This is a genomic window from Chitinimonas sp. BJYL2 (assembly GCF_027257935.1).
In the GTDB taxonomy this organism is placed as follows: domain Bacteria; phylum Pseudomonadota; class Gammaproteobacteria; order Burkholderiales; family Chitinimonadaceae; genus Chitinimonas.
In genome coordinates this window covers 309,939-326,397 of the sequence record NZ_JANZKW010000001.1, presented here as the reverse complement: position 1 = coordinate 326,397, position 16,459 = coordinate 309,939, and the positions used below count along the sequence as shown (strand labels likewise).

General features: G+C 58.3%; 15 protein-coding genes and 2 tRNA genes. 16 read left to right on the top strand and 1 reads right to left on the bottom strand.

Annotation, left to right across the window (positions count from 1 at the left end; genetic code table 11):
- The first annotated feature begins 13 nt into the window (after positions 1 to 13).
- From O9X62_RS01535 to O9X62_RS01460, 16 genes are all read left to right on the top strand, one after another.
- The gene (locus tag O9X62_RS01535; protein WP_269531013.1) at positions 14 to 664 is read left to right on the top strand and encodes an NADH-quinone oxidoreductase subunit J; all 651 of its coding nucleotides are present in this window, start codon (positions 14 to 16) and stop codon (positions 662 to 664) included.
- 27 nt (positions 665 to 691) lie between these two features.
- Positions 692 to 994 carry an NADH-quinone oxidoreductase subunit NuoK gene (nuoK, locus tag O9X62_RS01530; RefSeq protein WP_269531012.1) on the top strand — a complete coding sequence of 101 codons (303 nt, stop codon included), beginning with the start codon at positions 692 to 694 and terminating at the stop codon, positions 992 to 994.
- Positions 995 to 1,037: 43 nt separating this feature from the next.
- Positions 1,038 to 3,080 (top strand): NADH-quinone oxidoreductase subunit L, encoded by a 2,043-nt coding sequence (gene nuoL, locus O9X62_RS01525; RefSeq protein ID WP_269531011.1) that lies wholly within the window; start codon positions 1,038 to 1,040, stop codon positions 3,078 to 3,080.
- Between the two features lie 47 nt (positions 3,081 to 3,127).
- On the top strand, positions 3,128 to 4,624 hold the full coding sequence (locus O9X62_RS01520; protein ID WP_269531010.1) for an NADH-quinone oxidoreductase subunit M: 1,497 nt from the start codon (positions 3,128 to 3,130) through the stop codon (positions 4,622 to 4,624).
- A gap of 34 nt (positions 4,625 to 4,658) precedes the next feature.
- The gene (gene nuoN, locus O9X62_RS01515; RefSeq protein WP_269531009.1) at positions 4,659 to 6,113 is read left to right on the top strand and encodes an NADH-quinone oxidoreductase subunit NuoN; all 1,455 of its coding nucleotides are present in this window, start codon (positions 4,659 to 4,661) and stop codon (positions 6,111 to 6,113) included.
- On the top strand, positions 6,110 to 6,412 hold the full coding sequence (locus O9X62_RS01510; RefSeq protein WP_269531008.1) for a DUF2818 family protein: 303 nt from the start codon (positions 6,110 to 6,112) through the stop codon (positions 6,410 to 6,412). The genes nuoN and O9X62_RS01510 overlap by 4 nt, the downstream gene beginning before the upstream one ends.
- A gap of 56 nt (positions 6,413 to 6,468) precedes the next feature.
- A tRNA-Val gene (locus O9X62_RS01505) sits at positions 6,469 to 6,545 on the top strand.
- Positions 6,546 to 6,706: 161 nt separating this feature from the next.
- Positions 6,707 to 8,608, top strand: coding sequence for a threonine--tRNA ligase (thrS, locus tag O9X62_RS01500; protein WP_269531007.1), 1,902 nt, complete (start codon positions 6,707 to 6,709; stop codon positions 8,606 to 8,608).
- 83 nt (positions 8,609 to 8,691) lie between these two features.
- On the top strand, positions 8,692 to 9,213 hold the full coding sequence (infC, locus tag O9X62_RS01495; RefSeq protein ID WP_269531831.1) for a translation initiation factor IF-3: 522 nt from the start codon (positions 8,692 to 8,694) through the stop codon (positions 9,211 to 9,213).
- 134 nt (positions 9,214 to 9,347) lie between these two features.
- Complete coding sequence (gene rpmI / locus O9X62_RS01490) at positions 9,348 to 9,548, top strand: 50S ribosomal protein L35 (protein ID WP_269531006.1); 201 nt, start codon at positions 9,348 to 9,350, stop codon at positions 9,546 to 9,548.
- Between the two features lie 23 nt (positions 9,549 to 9,571).
- Positions 9,572 to 9,931, top strand: coding sequence for a 50S ribosomal protein L20 (gene rplT, locus O9X62_RS01485; RefSeq protein ID WP_269531005.1), 360 nt, complete (start codon positions 9,572 to 9,574; stop codon positions 9,929 to 9,931).
- 142 nt (positions 9,932 to 10,073) lie between these two features.
- The gene (pheS, locus tag O9X62_RS01480; RefSeq protein WP_269531004.1) at positions 10,074 to 11,072 is read left to right on the top strand and encodes a phenylalanine--tRNA ligase subunit alpha; all 999 of its coding nucleotides are present in this window, start codon (positions 10,074 to 10,076) and stop codon (positions 11,070 to 11,072) included.
- Between the two features lie 67 nt (positions 11,073 to 11,139).
- Positions 11,140 to 13,503 carry a phenylalanine--tRNA ligase subunit beta gene (pheT, locus tag O9X62_RS01475; protein WP_269531003.1) on the top strand — a complete coding sequence of 788 codons (2,364 nt, stop codon included), beginning with the start codon at positions 11,140 to 11,142 and terminating at the stop codon, positions 13,501 to 13,503.
- 43 nt (positions 13,504 to 13,546) lie between these two features.
- Positions 13,547 to 13,867, top strand: coding sequence for an integration host factor subunit alpha (locus O9X62_RS01470; RefSeq protein ID WP_374708384.1), 321 nt, complete (start codon positions 13,547 to 13,549; stop codon positions 13,865 to 13,867).
- Complete coding sequence (locus O9X62_RS01465) at positions 13,836 to 14,249, top strand: MerR family transcriptional regulator (protein ID WP_269531001.1); 414 nt, start codon at positions 13,836 to 13,838, stop codon at positions 14,247 to 14,249. The genes O9X62_RS01470 and O9X62_RS01465 overlap by 32 nt, the downstream gene beginning before the upstream one ends.
- A gap of 49 nt (positions 14,250 to 14,298) precedes the next feature.
- Positions 14,299 to 14,375, top strand: a tRNA-Pro gene (locus tag O9X62_RS01460).
- Positions 14,376 to 14,578: 203 nt separating this feature from the next.
- Here the strand turns inward: O9X62_RS01460 and O9X62_RS01455 are convergent.
- Positions 14,579 to 16,186: an NAD(P)/FAD-dependent oxidoreductase gene (locus O9X62_RS01455; protein ID WP_269531000.1), complete on the bottom strand. Its 1,608-nt coding sequence runs from the start codon at positions 16,184 to 16,186 to the stop codon at positions 14,579 to 14,581.
- Between the last annotated feature and the right edge of the window lie 273 nt (positions 16,187 to 16,459).

Sequence of the window (16,459 nt, the reverse complement as noted above, 5' to 3'; positions counted from 1 at the left end):
CGAGCCGGCTGCCATGAGCCTGACCATTGTCATCTTTTACGTTTTTGCGGCGATCCTGATCGTTTCCGCACTGCGCGTCATTACAGCGAAGAACCCGGTGCATGCGGCGCTCAGTCTTGTGCTGTCGTTCTTCACCGGCGCTGTGCTGTGGATGTTGATCGAGGCCGAGTTCCTCGCCATTTCGCTGGTACTGGTCTACGTGGGCGCGGTGATGGTGCTGTTCCTGTTCGTCGTGATGATGCTGGATATCAACTTCGAAGAGCTGCGTGAAGGCTTCTGGCATTACTTCCCGGTTGCAGGCATCGTGGCCGCCATCATGGCCGTTGAAATGGTGCTCATCCTGATTGCGCCCAGCACGGGTCTGCAGTCTTTCTCGTCGGTTGCGCCGCTGCCTGATGGTGTTTCCAACATCAAACAGCTGGGCGTGCCGATCTACACGCAGTACCTGCTGCAGTTCGAGCTGGCTGCCGTACTGCTGCTGGTGGCAATGATTGCTGCTGTTACCTTGACGCTGCGCAAACGCAAAAACACCAAGTACATCAATCCTGCAGAACAGATTGCCGTGAAGCGCGCAGACCGTGTGCGTATCGTGAAAATGGCCGCCGAGGTTGAACAACCCTCGACCGAAACGAGTGACGACGCTGCTGACAAGCCGTCGGCCTGAGCGCAAACGAAAACGAGCCTGTAACCCATGACGCTGACCCACTACCTTGTGCTTGCCGCGATCCTGTTTGCGATCTCGGTATTCGGCATCTTCATGAATCGCAAGAACGTGATCGTGCTGCTGATGGCGATCGAATTGATGCTGCTTGCCGTCAACATGAACTTCATCGCCTTTTCCAAGTATCTGGGCGACACCGCAGGGCAGATTTTCGTGTTCTTCATCCTGACGGTGGCAGCGGCAGAATCTGCTATTGGCTTGGCGATTCTCGTCGTGCTGTTCCGTAGCAAACGCTCCATCAATGTAGAAGACCTCGACAGCCTCAAGGGCTGATGAGCCGAGCCCGACAAACCAACAAGAATTTGCCCGCGCAGACATGGATAAACCTACGCTCTACCTGCTGATCGCCCTGTTTCCGCTTTTTGGCGCCATTGTGGCGGGCCTGTTTGGCCGCTTCGTGGGGCGCGCCGGCGCGCACTGGGTCACGATTCTGGGCGTGGCCGCCTCGTGTGTCGGCTCGTTCTATGTGCTGTTTGATCAGCTCAATGGTGGCCAGGCCTATAACGGCAATGTGTACACCTGGATGACGATTGACGGACTGGATGTGTCCGTTGGTTTCCTGGTCGACAAACTGACGGCCATGATGATGGTCGTTGTTACCTTCGTTTCGCTGATGGTGCACATCTATACGATCGGCTATATGGAGGAAGACCCGGGTTACCAGCGCTTCTTCAGCTACATTTCGCTGTTCACGTTCTCGATGTTGATGCTCGTCATGAGCAACAACTTCGTCCAGCTGTTCTTCGGCTGGGAGGCAGTGGGCCTGGTTTCCTACCTGCTGATCGGTTTTTGGTTCAAGCGCCCGACCGCCATTTTCGCCAATCTCAAGGCGTTCCTGGTCAACCGCGTTGGCGACTTCGGCTTCTTGCTGGGCATTGGTTTGGTGCTTGCCCATTTCGGTTCGTTTGATTACGCCGAAGTGTTTGCCAAGGCGCCTGCACTCAAAGACGCCACCATCAGCTTGTTCCCCGGCGTGACCTGGTCCTTGCTGGCGGTCACCTGCATCTTGTTGTTTGTGGGTGCCATGGGTAAGTCTGCCCAGTTCCCGCTGCATGTCTGGCTGCCTGATTCGATGGAAGGCCCGACACCGATTTCGGCACTCATTCACGCTGCCACCATGGTGACCGCAGGTATTTTCATGGTTGCCCGCATGTCGCCGATTTTCGAGTTGAGCGACACGGCCTTGAATTTCATCATGGTCATCGGCGCCATCACGGCCTTGTTCATGGGTTTCCTGGGCATCATCCAGAACGACATCAAGCGCGTTGTTGCCTATTCGACCCTGTCGCAACTGGGTTACATGACAGTGGCGCTGGGCGCGTCCGCGTACTCGGTCGCCGTTTTCCACTTGATGACGCATGCGTTCTTCAAAGCGTTGCTGTTCCTCGGTGCCGGCTCCGTCATCATGGGCATGCACCATGATCAGGACATCCGCAATATGGGTGGCCTGCGCAAGTACATGCCCATCACCTGGATCACGTCGCTGCTCGGCTCGCTAGCACTGATTGGTACGCCGCTGCTCTCCGGTTTCTATTCCAAGGATTCGATCATCGAGGCCGTACATGCCTCTACCTTGCCGGCTGCGGGTTTTGCATATTGGGCCGTGCTGATCGGCGTCTTCGTGACGGCTTTCTATTCATTCCGGATGTACTTCCTGGTTTTCCATGGACAAGAGCGCTGGATGCAGGTCAAGCACGATCACCATGAAGACCATGCACACGATGATCACCACCACGGCCTCGGCCCGAACGACAAGCCACATGAGTCGCCATGGGTGGTCACGCTACCCCTGATCGCGCTGGCTGTTCCATCGGTACTGATCGGTTTCATTGCGATCGAACCGATGCTGTATGGCGGCTTCTTCGACGGGGTGATCTACAGCGATCTGCATCCGGTCATGCGTGAGCTGTCCGAGAAGTTCCATGGCGCGACAGCGATGGCAATCCACGGTCTTGTCACGGCGCCTTTCTGGCTTGCCTTGGCGGGTGTGGTGGTTTCCTGGTTCTTCTACATGAAGCGCCCGGATATCCCGGCGGCCATCAAAGCGCGCGTCATGCCGCTGTATACCCTGATGGAAAACAAGTACTACATGGATCACCTCTACATTCAGGGCTTTGCTGCCTTTGGCCGTGGAATTGGCAAGGTGTTCTGGAAGGGCGGCGACACCCTGATTATCGACGGCTTGTTTGTCAACGGCGCAGCCAAACTCGTGGGTTTGTCCGCGAGCCTGGTCCGTCGCATTCAGACGGGTTACATCTATCACTATGCATTCGCCATGATTATTGGCGTGATGCTCGCGCTTGCCTGGTTCAATGGCCACCTGCAAGCACTGCTCAGACTACTGGGCTTCTCTTACTGAGACGCCGTACTGGCACATAACAACAATTTGCGCGTTTAAGGGTTGATATGTCTGAACATCTGTTGAGTCTGGCGATTTGGGTGCCCATCGTGGCCGGCCTTATCGTCATGGCGACCGGCGGTGATCGCAATGCGGGCTGGGCCCGTATGGTGGCGCTGGTGGGTGCGCTGCTGGGCTTTCTGGTCACGCTGCCCTTGTACACGGGTTTTGCACCCCTGCATGGCGGGGCCCAGTTCGAAGAGCTGTACCCGTGGATTCCAGCATTCAACGTTAACTACCATCTTGGTGTTGACGGCCTGTCCATGTTCTTTGTGATTCTCAATGCGTTCACCACCTTGCTGGTAGTCATCGCTGGTTGGGAGGTCATACAGGAACGCGTTGCGCAGTACATGGCCGCTTTTCTGATCATGTCGGGTTTGATCAACGGTGCCTTTGCATCGATGGACGCAATGTTGTTCTACGTGTTCTTCGAGGCGATGCTGATCCCGCTTTACCTGATCGTCGGTATCTGGGGTGGTGCAAACCGCGTGTACGCCGCCATCAAGTTGTTCCTGTATACCTTGATGGGTTCGCTGCTGCTGCTGGTCGCCTTCATTTACCTGTACTTCAAGGTGGGCAAGAGCTTCGAGATCAGCGAGTTCCAGCGCGTGGCCTTGCCGCTGGGCGTGCAGGGATTCCTGATGATCGCGTTCTTCTTTGCTTTCGCCGTGAAGGTGCCGATGTTCCCGGTTCACACCTGGTTGCCGGATGCGCACGTTGAAGCACCAACAGGTGGTTCCATGGTGCTTGCTGCGATTACCCTGAAATTGGGCGCTTACGGTTTCCTGCGTTTCGCATTACCCATTGCGCCGGATGCCGCGCGTGAGTGGGGCTGGATCATTATTGGCCTGTCGCTGATCGCCGTGGTGTATATCGGCCTCGTCGCACTGGTACAGACCGATATGAAGAAGCTCGTCGCTTATTCGTCGATCTCGCACATGGGCTTTGTCACCCTCGGGTTCTACATGTTCATGGATGGTGCACCCACGACCTACGGGGTTGAGGGTGCCCTGATCCAGATGATTTCCCACGGCTTTGTTTCGGCTGCCATGTTCTTCTGTATCGGGGTCATGTATGACCGTGTGCACAGCCGCAAGATTGCCGATTACGGTGGCGTCGCCAACACGATGCCCAAGTTCGCAGCGTTTGCACTCTTGTTTGCCATGGCTAACTCAGGTTTGCCGGCCACCTCGGGCTTTGTGGGTGAGTTCATGGTGATTATCGCGGCGGTCAAAGTGAACTTCTGGTACGCATTCTTTGCCGCGACCACCCTGATTTTCGGTGCCGCCTACACCTTGTGGATGTACAAGCGTGTCGTCTTTGGCGAGGTTGCCAATGAGCATGTTGCCGAACTCAAAGACATCAACGCACGTGAATTCTCTGTGCTGGCGGTGCTCGCGGTTGCCGTGCTGGGCATGGGCCTGTATCCAGAGGCTTTTACGTCGAAAATGCATACCAGCGTTGACACGCTGATCTCTCAGGTCAAACAGACCAAGCTGCCCTGACAGCCAAGGTCATCGCTCCGGGATTACATCAAGAATGACGCTCGCAAGTTTGAATCTGCTCGCTGCGCTCCCCGAGATCTGGCTGCTTTGCGCCACCTCGGCTGTGCTGCTCATTGATCTCTTCGTCAAGGACGAACGTCGCGATATCACCTATGTGCTGTCACTGCTGACCCTTCTGGGCGCCGCGGTGCTCACGGTGGAGGGCTTCTCCTGGGCCCCGCGCACTGCATTTACCGGCATGTTTGTTGCCGATGCCATGGCAGATGTGTTGAAGCTGGGCATGTATGGCGCCGTAGGCCTCATGTTTGTCTACGCCCGTACCTATGCGGCAGACCGGCAAATGTACCGTGGCGAGGTCTTCACTCTTACCCTGTTTGCCCTGCTGGGCATGATGGTGATGGCTTCGAGCAACAACATGCTCACCCTGTATGTGGGCCTTGAGTTGCTGTCCTTGTCGCTCTATGGCTTGGTGGCGCTACCGCGTGACTCCCAAGTGGCGACGGAAGCCGCCATGAAGTACTTCGTTCTCGGTGCGCTAGCGTCGGGCATGCTGCTGTATGGTATGTCGATGCTCTATGGCGCTACTGGTAGCCTCGACTTGCCGACGATTGCGAACAAGATCGCCGATGGTTCCGCTAATCGTAACTTGCTGATTTTTGGTCTGGTGTTCGTGGTGACCGGTATCGGCTTTAAGTTGGGCAATGTGCCGTTCCACATGTGGGTGCCGGATGTCTATCAAGGTGCGCCTACCCCTATCACGCTGTTGATCGGTTCGGCGCCTAAGCTGGCTGCATTCGGTTTCATCATGCGCCTGCTGGTTCAGGGTTTACCCGGCCTGCAACCGGATTGGCAGGGCATGCTGATCGTATTGGCCGTGCTGTCCATCGGTGTCGGCAATGTAGTCGCGATCGCGCAGACCAATTTCAAGCGGATGCTGGCTTACTCCACGATTTCCCATATGGGTTTCCTGCTGCTGGGTATGGTTGCGGGCACTGTTCAGGGCTACTCGTCGGCAATGTTCTACGCATTGGCCTACGCCATCATGTCCGTTGCTGGTTTCGGCATGATCTTGTTGATGAGCCGTCAAGGATTCGAGGCAGAACGCCTGTCTGACCTGAAAGGTCTAGCCAAACGCAGCCCATGGTTTGCTTGGATGTTGCTGATTGTCATGTTTTCGATGGCGGGCATCCCGATGTTCGTCGGTTTCTTCGCCAAGCTGGCGGTGATTCAGGCCATTGTCGAGCGTGACATGGTGGTGCTGGCGGTGATTGCAGTATTGTTCTCGCTGGTGGGCGCTTTCTACTACCTCCGCGTAGTCAAGCTGATGTTCATGGATGAGCCACAGGACGCTAGCCCGATCGTGGCAAACTTCGACATGCGCGTACTGTTGTCCGTGAATTGTCTGGCCATTGTCGTTATTGGCCTGGCTCCAAATCGCCTGCTTCAGCTGTGCTATGAGTCGATTCGTAACAGCTTGGGCGTGCTGTGAGCGCTGCGCTGATCGTTTATCTCGGATTGGCGGCCTTGGCCGCCAATTTGCCATTCATGGTTGAGCGCCTCTTCCTGATAGGCCCCAAGGTTGCCGCGGGTAAGTCGCTGGGCTGGCGTCTGATCGAGCTCTGCCTGCTGTACGTGCTGGTCGGCGGGCTGGGTCTTTGGCTGGAAAGTCGTGTCGGGCCTGTGCATGATCAGAAGTGGCCGTTCTATGCGACAACGTTTGCGCTGTTTGTTGTGGCCGCCTACCCCGGGTTTGTGATGCGCTACCTGTGGCGACAGCCGGGAAACTAAATTTGCATCGGGGGCTTGCCAGAAGCGGATGCAATCCCTAGAATGCGCAGCTCTTCAGGCGCGTAGCTCAGCTGGTTAGAGCACCACCTTGACATGGTGGGGGTCGTTGGTTCGAGTCCAATCGCGCCTACCAACATCGGAGCAAATGATCATGTCATTCCGAACTACTACTACCGGCACACTCAATCAGGGCTGAGTCGGCTTTCGGAATTCGTTTGTTCAAAGAAAAGTGCGACTTAGGTCGCACTTTTTTTTCGTCTGTATCGTTCGCAGTATTTGCAAAGGTGGAACCAAATGCCCATCGTCACGCTTCCCGACGGCTCCCAGCGCAGTTATGACCAACCCCTGCGCGTTGCCGATGTGGCCGCCAGCATCGGTGCCGGCCTTGCCCGCGCTGCCCTTGCCGGCAAGGTCGACGGCAAGCTGGTCGACACCTCTTATCTGATCGACCGTGATGTTCAGTTGGCCATCGTGACGGATAAGGATCCTGATGGTCTTGAGGTGATTCGCCACTCCACCGCGCATTTGCTTGCCTATGCGGTGAAGTCGCTGTTCCCTGAGGCGCAGGTCACGATCGGCCCGGTCATTGAGCATGGTTTCTTTTACGACTTCAGCTACAAGCGCCCCTTCACACCCGAAGACCTGACGGCGATCGAGAACAAGATGGCCGAGCTGGCCAAGCGGGATATTCCCGTCGAACGTTATGAGCTCTCGCGGGATGAGGCAGTGGCCTATTTCAATGGCATCGGCGAGAAGTACAAGGCCGAAATCATTGAGAGCATCCCCTCCAATGAGGCTTTGTCGCTATATCGCGAAGGCGAGTTTACGGACCTGTGCCGCGGCCCGCATGTCCCGTCAACGGGGAAGCTCAAGGTTTTCAAGCTGATGAAAGTGGCGGGCGCTTACTGGCGTGGTGACAGCCGTAACGAGATGCTGCAACGTATTTACGGCACGGCCTGGGCCAAGAAGGAAGATCTCGAACAGCATCTCCATATGCTGGAAGAGGCCGAGAAGCGCGATCACCGCAAGCTGGGTAGGCAGCTCGACCTGTTTCATATGCAGGATGAGGCGCCTGGGATGGTGTTCTGGCATCCCAAGGGTTGGAGCCTGTGGCAGTCCGTCGAGCAATACATGCGCAAGCGGCTAGACAGGGCGGGCTACCAAGAGGTTCGCACGCCCATGGTCATGGATCGTGTGCTGTGGGAGAAGTCAGGCCACTGGGAAAACTATCGCGAGAACATGTTCACGACGGAGTCGGAGAAGCGCGATTACGCGGTCAAGCCGATGAACTGTCCGGCCCATGTGCAAATCTTCAACAGCGGCCTGCGTTCGTACCGTGACCTGCCGATGCGCCTCGCGGAGTTTGGCGCCTGCCATCGCAACGAGCCATCGGGTGCCCTGCATGGCATCCTGCGGGTGCGCGGTTTTGTCCAGGATGATGCGCATATCTTCTGTACCGAAGACCAGATCGTGGCTGAGTCCCGCGCTTTCAACGAGCTGGCGATGTCGGTCTATCGCGATTTCGGTTTTGATAACGTCGCCATCAAGCTCAGCCTGCGCCCTGAAAAGCGTGCCGGCACCGATGAGACTTGGGACAAGGCGGAAAACGGCCTGCGTGATGCCTTGCGTGCCTGTGGCGTGGAATGGGAAGAGCTGCCGGGTGAGGGGGCTTTCTATGGCCCCAAGATCGAATATCACATCAAGGATGCGCTGGGCCGTTCCTGGCAGTGCGGTACCCTGCAGCTGGATTTCGTGTTGCCGGAACGTCTTGATGCGGAGTACGTCAGCTCGGAAGAAAGTGCCCGTAAGCGTCCCGTCATGCTGCATCGTGCGATCCTGGGTTCGCTGGAGCGATTCTTGGGTATCCTGATCGAGAATCATGCTGGTGCGTTTCCGTTGTGGCTTGCACCCGTGCAAGCGGTGGTGATGAGCATCAGTGAGCATCAGGCCGATTACGCACTGGATGTCACCGCAAAACTCAAGGAAGCGGGCTTCCGTGTCGAGTCGGACTTGAGAAGCGACAAAATAAGCTTTAAAATCCGCGAACATAGCTTGCAGAAGCTGCCTTATCAGATTGTGCTGGGCGATAAGGAAAAGTCTGCCGGATTAGTTGCCGTGCGTTCCCGCGGTGGTGAAGATCTGGGTCAGATGACGCTGGATGCGCTGATTACGCGCTGGAAGGCAGAGCTGATCTGATTGGGCCCGATGGCCTCGTTGCGATACGAGGCTGTTCTGCGTAGGACGCGCGGTTTTCATTTTTTCTTAGGGAGTAAGCTGCTATCGCTCAAGATAAGGAGCTGCGGATCAACGGTGAAATTACCGCCCGCGAAGTGCGTCTCAGTGACGACAACAACGAACAGCTCGGCATTGTGAGCCTGGCTGAAGCCTTGCGTATGGCCGAAGAGCGCGAAGTGGATCTCGTCGAGATTGCACCTAACGCGATCCCGCCGGTTTGCCGTTTGATGGACTTCGGCAAGTTCAAGTACCGCGAGAGCAAGAAGCGCCATGAGCAAAAGCTCAAGGTCAAGCAGGTCCAGATCAAGGAAGTTAAATTCCGTCCGGGCACTGACGAGAACGACTATCAGGTCAAGCTGCGCAATGTGACGCGCTTCCTGGAAGAAGGCGACAAGGCGAAGATCACCTTGCGTTATCGTGGTCGTGAAATGGCGCACCAGGAAATCGGCATGGCGCAGTTGCGCCGTATCGAATCTGATCTTGCTGAACTGGCGGTTGTTGAGCAGTTCCCCAAGCTTGAAGGTCGTCAGATGATCATGATGCTGGCACCGAAGAAGAAGCAGTAGGCATCACCGATACGGGGTGGCGGCAAGCCCCGGCCGGTCTACCGGCCACTTGCCGCAAAAAGCGTGGTGTTGGGTATTAAGTGCGTTCGCGCCGCCCAGCGCCTAATCAGAACCAGGCAATTCTGGAGTATGTCATGCCGAAGATGAAGACCAAGTCGAGCGCCAAGAAGCGCTTGAAGGTGTTGGGCAATGGCGGCGTCAAGCGCAGCAAAGCGTTCAAGCGCCACATCCTGACCAAGAAGACCACCAAGAACAAGCGCCAGCTGCGCGGCACCACGATGGTCCACCCGACCAACATGGCTTCCGTTCGCGCCATGCTGCCTTACTCTGCTTAATCTTCTAGGGAAGGAAATCAGCCATGCCTCGCGTTAAACGTGGTGTAACAGCCCGCGCCCGTCACAAAAAAGTACTGGCCCTTGCCAAGGGTTATCGTGGTCGTCGTAAGAATGTCTATCGCATCGCCAAACAGGCGGTGATGAAGGCAGGTCAATATGCTTACCGTGACCGTCGTCAACGGAAGCGTCAGTTCCGTCAGCTGTGGATTGCACGTATCAATGCAGCTTCGCGTGAACTGGGCCTGAGCTACAGCAAGTTCATGAACGGCCTCAAGCGCGCCTCGATCACAATCGATCGTAAGGTGCTGGCCGATCTGGCTGTGTTCGACAAGGCAACGTTTGCACAACTCGTTGTGCAAGCCAAGGCCAGCCTCGCAGCCTGAGCGACACAAAGCTGAAAAGGGAGGCGTGAGCCTCCCTTTTTTTGTCCCCGCTCTCGCCCGCATTCCCATCCCGCAGGCCTGCTGGCCATGGATTTTCGACTATCGAGAACTCATCGCCAGCGATCTTCTGGAGTGAAACCATATGGGCAATATCCAAGCCATTCTTGATGAGGGCATCGTTGCGCTCGCCGCAACCGATGATGCTGTCGAGCTGGAAAACGTCAAAGCCCGTTATCTGGGTAAATCCGGTGCGCTGACCGAGCTGCTCAAACAGCTTGCAAGTCTGCCCCCAGAGGAAAAGCGCGCACAAGGGGCGGTGATCAATCAGGCCAAGACGGCGTTCGAGCAGGCGTTGAATCAGCGCCGCGACGCGCTGGCTGCGCAAAAGCTGGCCAAGCAGCTGGCTGCCGAGGCGCTGGATGTGACCTTGCCGGGTCGCGGTATCGAGGCAGGCGGCCTGCATCCGGTCAGCTTGGTCAAGGAACGCATTGTCTCCTTGTTCCAGTCCATGGGTTTCGAAGTGGCCGATGGCCCCGAGATCGAAGGCGACTGGCACAACTTCGAAGCGCTGAATATCCCCAAGGACCACCCCGCGCGGGCGATGCAGGACACGTTCTATGTGGAGGGCGAAGCCGGTGCCGAGCCCTTGGTGCTGCGTACGCACACCAGCCCGATCCAGGTGCGCTACATGCTCGACAACCAGCCGCCGATCAAGATCGTGGCGCCGGGTCGCGTGTACCGCGTGGACTCCGATGCCACCCATTCGCCGATGTTCCACCAGATGGAAGGCTTGTGGGTGGATGAGGACGTCAGCTTCGCTGATCTCAAGGCCACGCTGATTGATTTCCTGCGCCGCTTCTTCGAGCGCGATGACCTGCAGGTGCGCTTCCGCCCATCCTTCTTCCCGTTTACTGAACCCTCGGCCGAAGTCGATGTGCTGGGCGAGCGCGGCTGGCTTGAAGTGGGTGGCTGCGGCATGGTGCACCCGAATGTGCTGCGCAATGTCGGCATCGACCCCGAGCGCTATACCGGCTTCGCATTCGGTATCGGCCTCGACCGCTTTGCCATGCTGTACTACGGCGTCAACGACTTGCGCCTGTTCTTCGAGAACGATCTGAACTTCCTCGGCCAGTTTCGTTAAGCCGGCAGACCGAAACCGCATTCCCGGCAGCGCCAAGATGCGTTGCCCGTCCTGAAGGATAGAAGGCATGAAATTCTCTGAACAATGGCTCCGTGAGCTGGTGAATCCGTCACTCGATAACGCCCAGCTGGCCGAATTGCTGACGATGGCCGGCCTAGAAGTCGAAGAGAACGACCCGGCTGCACCCGCTTTCAACAAGGTGGTCGTGGCTCAGGTGGTTGAGGTGCGCAAGCACGAGAACGCCGAGAAACTCAACGTCTGCAAGGTCGATGCCGGTTTGGGCGGGGATTTGCTGCAGATCGTTTGCGGTGCACCCAATGTCGCACCAGGCGTGAAAGTCCCGTGCGCATTGGTTGGTGCGCAGTTACCCGGTGACTTCCAGATCAAGGAAGCCAAGCTGCGTGGCGTGGAAAGCTTCGGCATGCTGTGCTCAGCACGCGAGCTGGGCGTCAGCGAAGAGAGCGATGGCCTCTTGCTGCTGCCGGCCGATGCGCCGGTCGGGCAGGATTTCCGCGAATACTACGCGCTCGACGACCGCATCCTGACCCTCAAGCTGACCCCGAACCGCGCTGACTGCCTGAGCCTGAGCGGCATCGCCCGCGAAGTCGCTGCACTGACGGGTGCGGACTACAAGCCGGTCGCAATTGCCACGGTTAGTCCGCAGATCGACGACCGCCGCGATATCAAGCTCGATGCTGCCGATGCCTGCCCGCGCTACGCTGGACGTGTGGTGCGTGGCGTCAATGCCGCGGCACCTACGCCGGTTTGGATGAAGCGCCGATTGGAGCGCAGCGGTATCCGCTCGATCTCCGCGCTAGTCGATATCACCAATTACATCCTGCTGGAGCAGGGCCAGCCCATGCATGCGTTCGACCATGCCAAGCTGTCTGGCACCGTGAGCGTGCGATTTGCGGCCGCTGGCGAACAGCTTGAGCTGCTCAATGGCAAGACGCTGGCGCTGGAACCGGACATGCTGGTGATCGCCGATGCCAACGGCCCCGTTGCCCTGGCCGGCATCATGGGCGGTCAGCCTACTTCGGTACAGATTGGCGAAACGCAGGATGTGTTCCTCGAATCTGCCTACTTCGCCCCGAACGTGATCGCCGGCAAGAGCCGCCGCTTGGGCTTTGGCTCCGATTCCAGCCACCGTTTCGAGCGTGGTGTCGACTTCGGGCATTGCCGTGATGCCCTGGAGCGCGCTACGGAGCTGGTGCTCAGCATCTGTGGCGGCCAGGCCGGCCCGGTCAGCGAGGCGCTGGCTACTTTGCCAGCCCGTCCTGCCGTGGCATTGCGCCCTGCGCGCGTGACCAAGGTGCTGGGCATAGAGCTGCCGGTTACTACCTTGCAAGCCATGTTCGAAAAGCTGGGCCTGACGGTCGTCGCTAGTGGTGAAGCGCTGCACGTCACGCCGCCGAGCTACCGCTTCGATATCGCCATCGAAGAAGACCTGATCGAAGAAGTTGCGCGCCTGTACGGCTACGACAATGTCCCCACGCGCGCACCAACGGCACCGCAGGCCATGTTGGCGCAGGATGGCCGCCGCCGCGAGGCGCTGGCGATCAAGCAGCTGCTGGCATCGCGCGATTACCAGGAAATCGTCAGCTACGCATTTGTGGAGTCGCAATGGGAAGCGGACTTCGCTGCCAATGCGCAGCCGGTCAAGCTGATCAACCCGATTGCCAGCCAGATGAGCGTGATGCGCTCGACCCTGATTGGCGGCTTGATCCATACGCTGGCCGGCAATCTCAACCGCAAGCATGAGCGCGTGCGTCTGTTTGAGGTGGCGCGTGTGTTCCACGGCACCCAGGCCGAGCAGCAACCCGAAATGATCGCGGGTCTGGCCTATGGCGCTCGCGTGGCTGAGCAGTGGGGTGCCAAGGCTGAGCGCGTGGATTTTTATGACATCAAGGCCGATGTCGAAGCGCTGCTGGCCCCGCGCCACGCGCGTTTCGAGAAGGCCGAGCACCCGGCATTCCACCCGGGTCGTTGCGCCCGTGTGATATTGGATGGCCGCGATATCGGCGTGCTGGGTGAGCTGCATCCGCAGTGGGTACAGCGCTATGATCTGCCCGCTGCACCCGTGCTGTTTGAGTTGAACCTGTCGGCGCTGACTGCGCGTGATCTGGTCAAGTCGCAGCCAGTTTCCAAGCTCCAGCCGGTACGCCGCGACCTCGCTTTTGTGGTGGATGATGCGGTGCAATATCAGCAGATTCTCGATGCGTTCGCTACGGCTAAGCAGCCCTGCGTGAAGACCATTGAATGCTTCGATGTGTACCGCGGCGCAGGGGTGCCGGAAGGGAAAAAGAGCCTTGCATTCAAGGTGATATTGCAAGATACTCAGAAAAACCTTTCGGACGCGGACATCGATTCTGCCGTCTCACAACTCATCGTCGCGGTGCAACAACGCGTCCAGGCCGAGCTCCGCAGCTAAGCGCCGGATAGTGAATTTGCGACGATTCCTGCCTCAGAAAATCATGGGATTGACTCTGACTAAAGCCGAACTGGCTGACCTGTTGTTTGACAAGGTTGGCCTCAACAAACGTGAAGCAAAAGACATGGTGGAGGCCTTCTTCGAAGAAATCCGCCAGTCGCTCGAAGCGGGGGAAAGTGTGAAGTTGTCCGGTTTCGGCAATTTCCAGCTGCGCGACAAGCCGCAGCGTCCTGGTCGCAACCCTAAAACTGGCGAAGAGATTCCGATCTCGGCTCGCCGCGTGGTCACTTTCCATGCCAGCCAGAAACTGAAGGGCATGGTGGAAGACAACTATGCAGACGGAAAGCTCGTCGCCCCGAACTGAGTTACCGCCTATCCCCGCCAAACGCTACTTCACCATTGGTGAAGTCAGCGAACTGTGCGGGGTGAAGCCGCATGTGCTGCGCTACTGGGAGCAGGAGTTCACCCAGTTGCGACCAGTCAAGCGGCGTGGCAACCGGCGCTACTACCAGCACCACGAAGTGCTGCTGGTTCGGCGTATTCGTACTTTGCTGTACGAAGAGGGTTTTACCATCAGTGGTGCGCGTAACCGTCTGGAGCAACATGCACTGGACGCCGCTGAACATGGTGAACCCAGCCTGGGTGCGGCGCTGGAGCATGAGGCGGAGATGGATGCCAGTGCGCAGGCAACGTTACGCCGCCTGCGCGTGGAGCTGATTGCACTGCGCGATTTCATCCGGGCATAAGCGGCTTGCCAGCCAGATAATCTCGGGTATAATCCGCGCTCTTCCGAGTCGGAGCGTGGCGCAGCCTGGTAGCGCACTTGCATGGGGTGCAAGGGGTCGGAGGTTCGAATCCTCTCGCTCCGACCAAGAATCAAAGGCCTGCAGACAATGTCTGCAGGCCTTTTTCTTTGTGCGTCGTGCCGTGCTTGTTGGTGTGTGCCGCTGTCCCTGTTACTGCCGCCCTGCGGCCCCATGCACGGCTGCGGCCGCTTGGGCTCGGTGGGCTCTTTGGCGAACACCGGCCATGCGCGGCATATTGCCCGCCACCTTACGCCTTCAGTCCGGCTTGCTTAGCCCAGAATGGCTTGCGCAACAGCTTCCGCAACGCGGATGCCGTCCACCCCTGCCGAGAGAATCCCGCCCGCATAGCCGGCACCTTCGCCAGCCGGGAACAGGCCTCGCACATTGAGGCTTTGGCAGTCTTCCCCGCGAGTGAGCCGCACAGGTGAGGAGGTGCGGGTTTCCACGCCAGTCAGCACGGCATCGGGCATGTCAAAGCCACGTATTTGGCGTGCAAATGCGGGAATCGCTTCACGCATGGCCTGGATCGCGTAGTCCGGTAGTGCCGTGGCGAGATCGCCAAGCTTGACGCCAGGTTTGTAAGAGGGTTGCACGGCACCCAGCTGGGTGGACGAGCGACCCGCCAGAAAGTCACCCACCAGTTGCCCTGGCGCGCTGTAATCGCCACCGCCGAGCACGAAGGCGTGCGATTCCAGTTCGCGCTGGAAGGCCATGCCGGCCAGCACATCACCGGGATAGTCGGCTGGCCCGATACCCACGACGATGCCCGCATTGGCATTGCGCTCGTTGCGTGAGTACTGGCTCATCCCGTTGGTGACCACACGATTGGGTTCGGAGGTGGCGGCGACTACGGTGCCACCGGGGCACATGCAGAAGCTATACACGGAGCGACCATTGCTGGCGTGATGGACCAGCTTGTAATCCGCGGCGCCAAGTACCGGGTTGCCGGCATGCTTGCCAAAACGGGCGCGGTCGATCAGTGATTGCGGGTGTTCAATCCGGAAACCCACCGAGAATGGCTTGGCCTCCATGAACACACCGCGCTCGTGCAGCATGGTGAAGGTATCGCGTGCGCTGTGACCCAGTGCCATCACCACGTGATCGGTACGGATTTCTTCGCCGCTGGCGAGGCGTAGCCCGCGCACCTGGCGGCTACCCTCTGCACCCTCGATCAGCAGGTCGGTCACCTTCTGTTCAAAGCGGATTTCACCGCCCAGATCGATGATCTTCTGTCGCATGATCTCGACCATGCTGACGAGCTTGAAGGTGCCGATATGGGGCTTGCTCACATAGAGGATTTCTTCCGGTGCACCTGCCGCCACAAACTCCTTGAGCACCTTGCGGCCCAGAAAGCGCGGATCGCTGATCTGGCTGTAGAGCTTGCCATCCGAGAACGTGCCCGCGCCACCCTCACCGTACTGAACGTTGGACTCCGGGTTCAGTGTGTTCTTGCGCCACAGGCCCCAGGTATCCTGGGTGCGCTGGCGGACTTCCTTGCCGCGTTCAAGCACGATGGGGTTGAAGCCCATTTCCGCGAGGATCAGTGCCGCGAAGATGCCGCAGGGACCGAAACCCACCACCACGGGCCGATGCGGCAATCCGGCCGGTGCATGGCCGACAGGGCGATACGTCATATCGGGCGCCGGGCCGATCTTGTTGTCACCCGCGAGCCGGCGTAATACCGTCTCCTCATTGCGTACCTCGACATCCAGCGTATAGACCAGGGTGATCTGGCCACGTCGCGCGTCATAACCGCGCCGGAAGACTGTAAAACCGATCAGGTCGGCGGGCTTGATGCGCAGGCGCTCGCGCAGCGCGGTATCCAGTTGTTCCGGGGTGTGATCGAGTTCAAGGCGGAGTTCGTTGAGGCGAAGCATGGGCAATCCAGTCTGTATCGGGGTGGCCCGGTCTGCCGGGCAAGCCTGTGCGGTCGGCATGACCTGCCGCCGCAACCTGTATTGTAAGCGATCAGCCTCGCCTCATCGGCGCCAGCCTGGGTGGCATGCCGTTGGGTGTGGGGAACTTTCCGGGCTGGAATGAGGAATGCAACAAGTGTGCTGCTACCATGCGCGCCGGAGATCAGCCTGCAGGCTGGCTCATCATGGTGAACCAATACGGATTCCCCCTGACCAACATGGCCAATAAAACAG

Bases quoted from the DNA above. Each gene is read 5' to 3' on its own strand.
- O9X62_RS01535 (WP_269531013.1), top strand. From the start codon at position 14: ATGAGCCTGACCATTGTCATCTTTTACGTTTTTGCGGCGATCCTGATC.
- nuoK (WP_269531012.1), top strand. From the start codon at position 692: ATGACGCTGACCCACTACCTTGTGCTTGCCGCGATCCTGTTTGCGATC.
- nuoL (WP_269531011.1), top strand. From the start codon at position 1,038: ATGGATAAACCTACGCTCTACCTGCTGATCGCCCTGTTTCCGCTTTTT.
- O9X62_RS01520 (WP_269531010.1), top strand. From the start codon at position 3,128: ATGTCTGAACATCTGTTGAGTCTGGCGATTTGGGTGCCCATCGTGGCC.
- nuoN (WP_269531009.1), top strand. From the start codon at position 4,659: ATGACGCTCGCAAGTTTGAATCTGCTCGCTGCGCTCCCCGAGATCTGG.
- thrS (WP_269531007.1), top strand. From the start codon at position 6,707: ATGCCCATCGTCACGCTTCCCGACGGCTCCCAGCGCAGTTATGACCAA.
- rpmI (WP_269531006.1), top strand. From the start codon at position 9,348: ATGCCGAAGATGAAGACCAAGTCGAGCGCCAAGAAGCGCTTGAAGGTG.
- rplT (WP_269531005.1), top strand. From the start codon at position 9,572: ATGCCTCGCGTTAAACGTGGTGTAACAGCCCGCGCCCGTCACAAAAAA.
- pheS (WP_269531004.1), top strand. From the start codon at position 10,074: ATGGGCAATATCCAAGCCATTCTTGATGAGGGCATCGTTGCGCTCGCC.
- pheT (WP_269531003.1), top strand. From the start codon at position 11,140: ATGAAATTCTCTGAACAATGGCTCCGTGAGCTGGTGAATCCGTCACTC.
- O9X62_RS01470 (WP_374708384.1), top strand. From the start codon at position 13,547: ATGGGATTGACTCTGACTAAAGCCGAACTGGCTGACCTGTTGTTTGAC.
- O9X62_RS01465 (WP_269531001.1), top strand. From the start codon at position 13,836: ATGCAGACGGAAAGCTCGTCGCCCCGAACTGAGTTACCGCCTATCCCC.
- O9X62_RS01455 (WP_269531000.1), bottom strand. From the start codon at position 16,186: ATGCTTCGCCTCAACGAACTCCGCCTTGAACTCGATCACACCCCGGAA.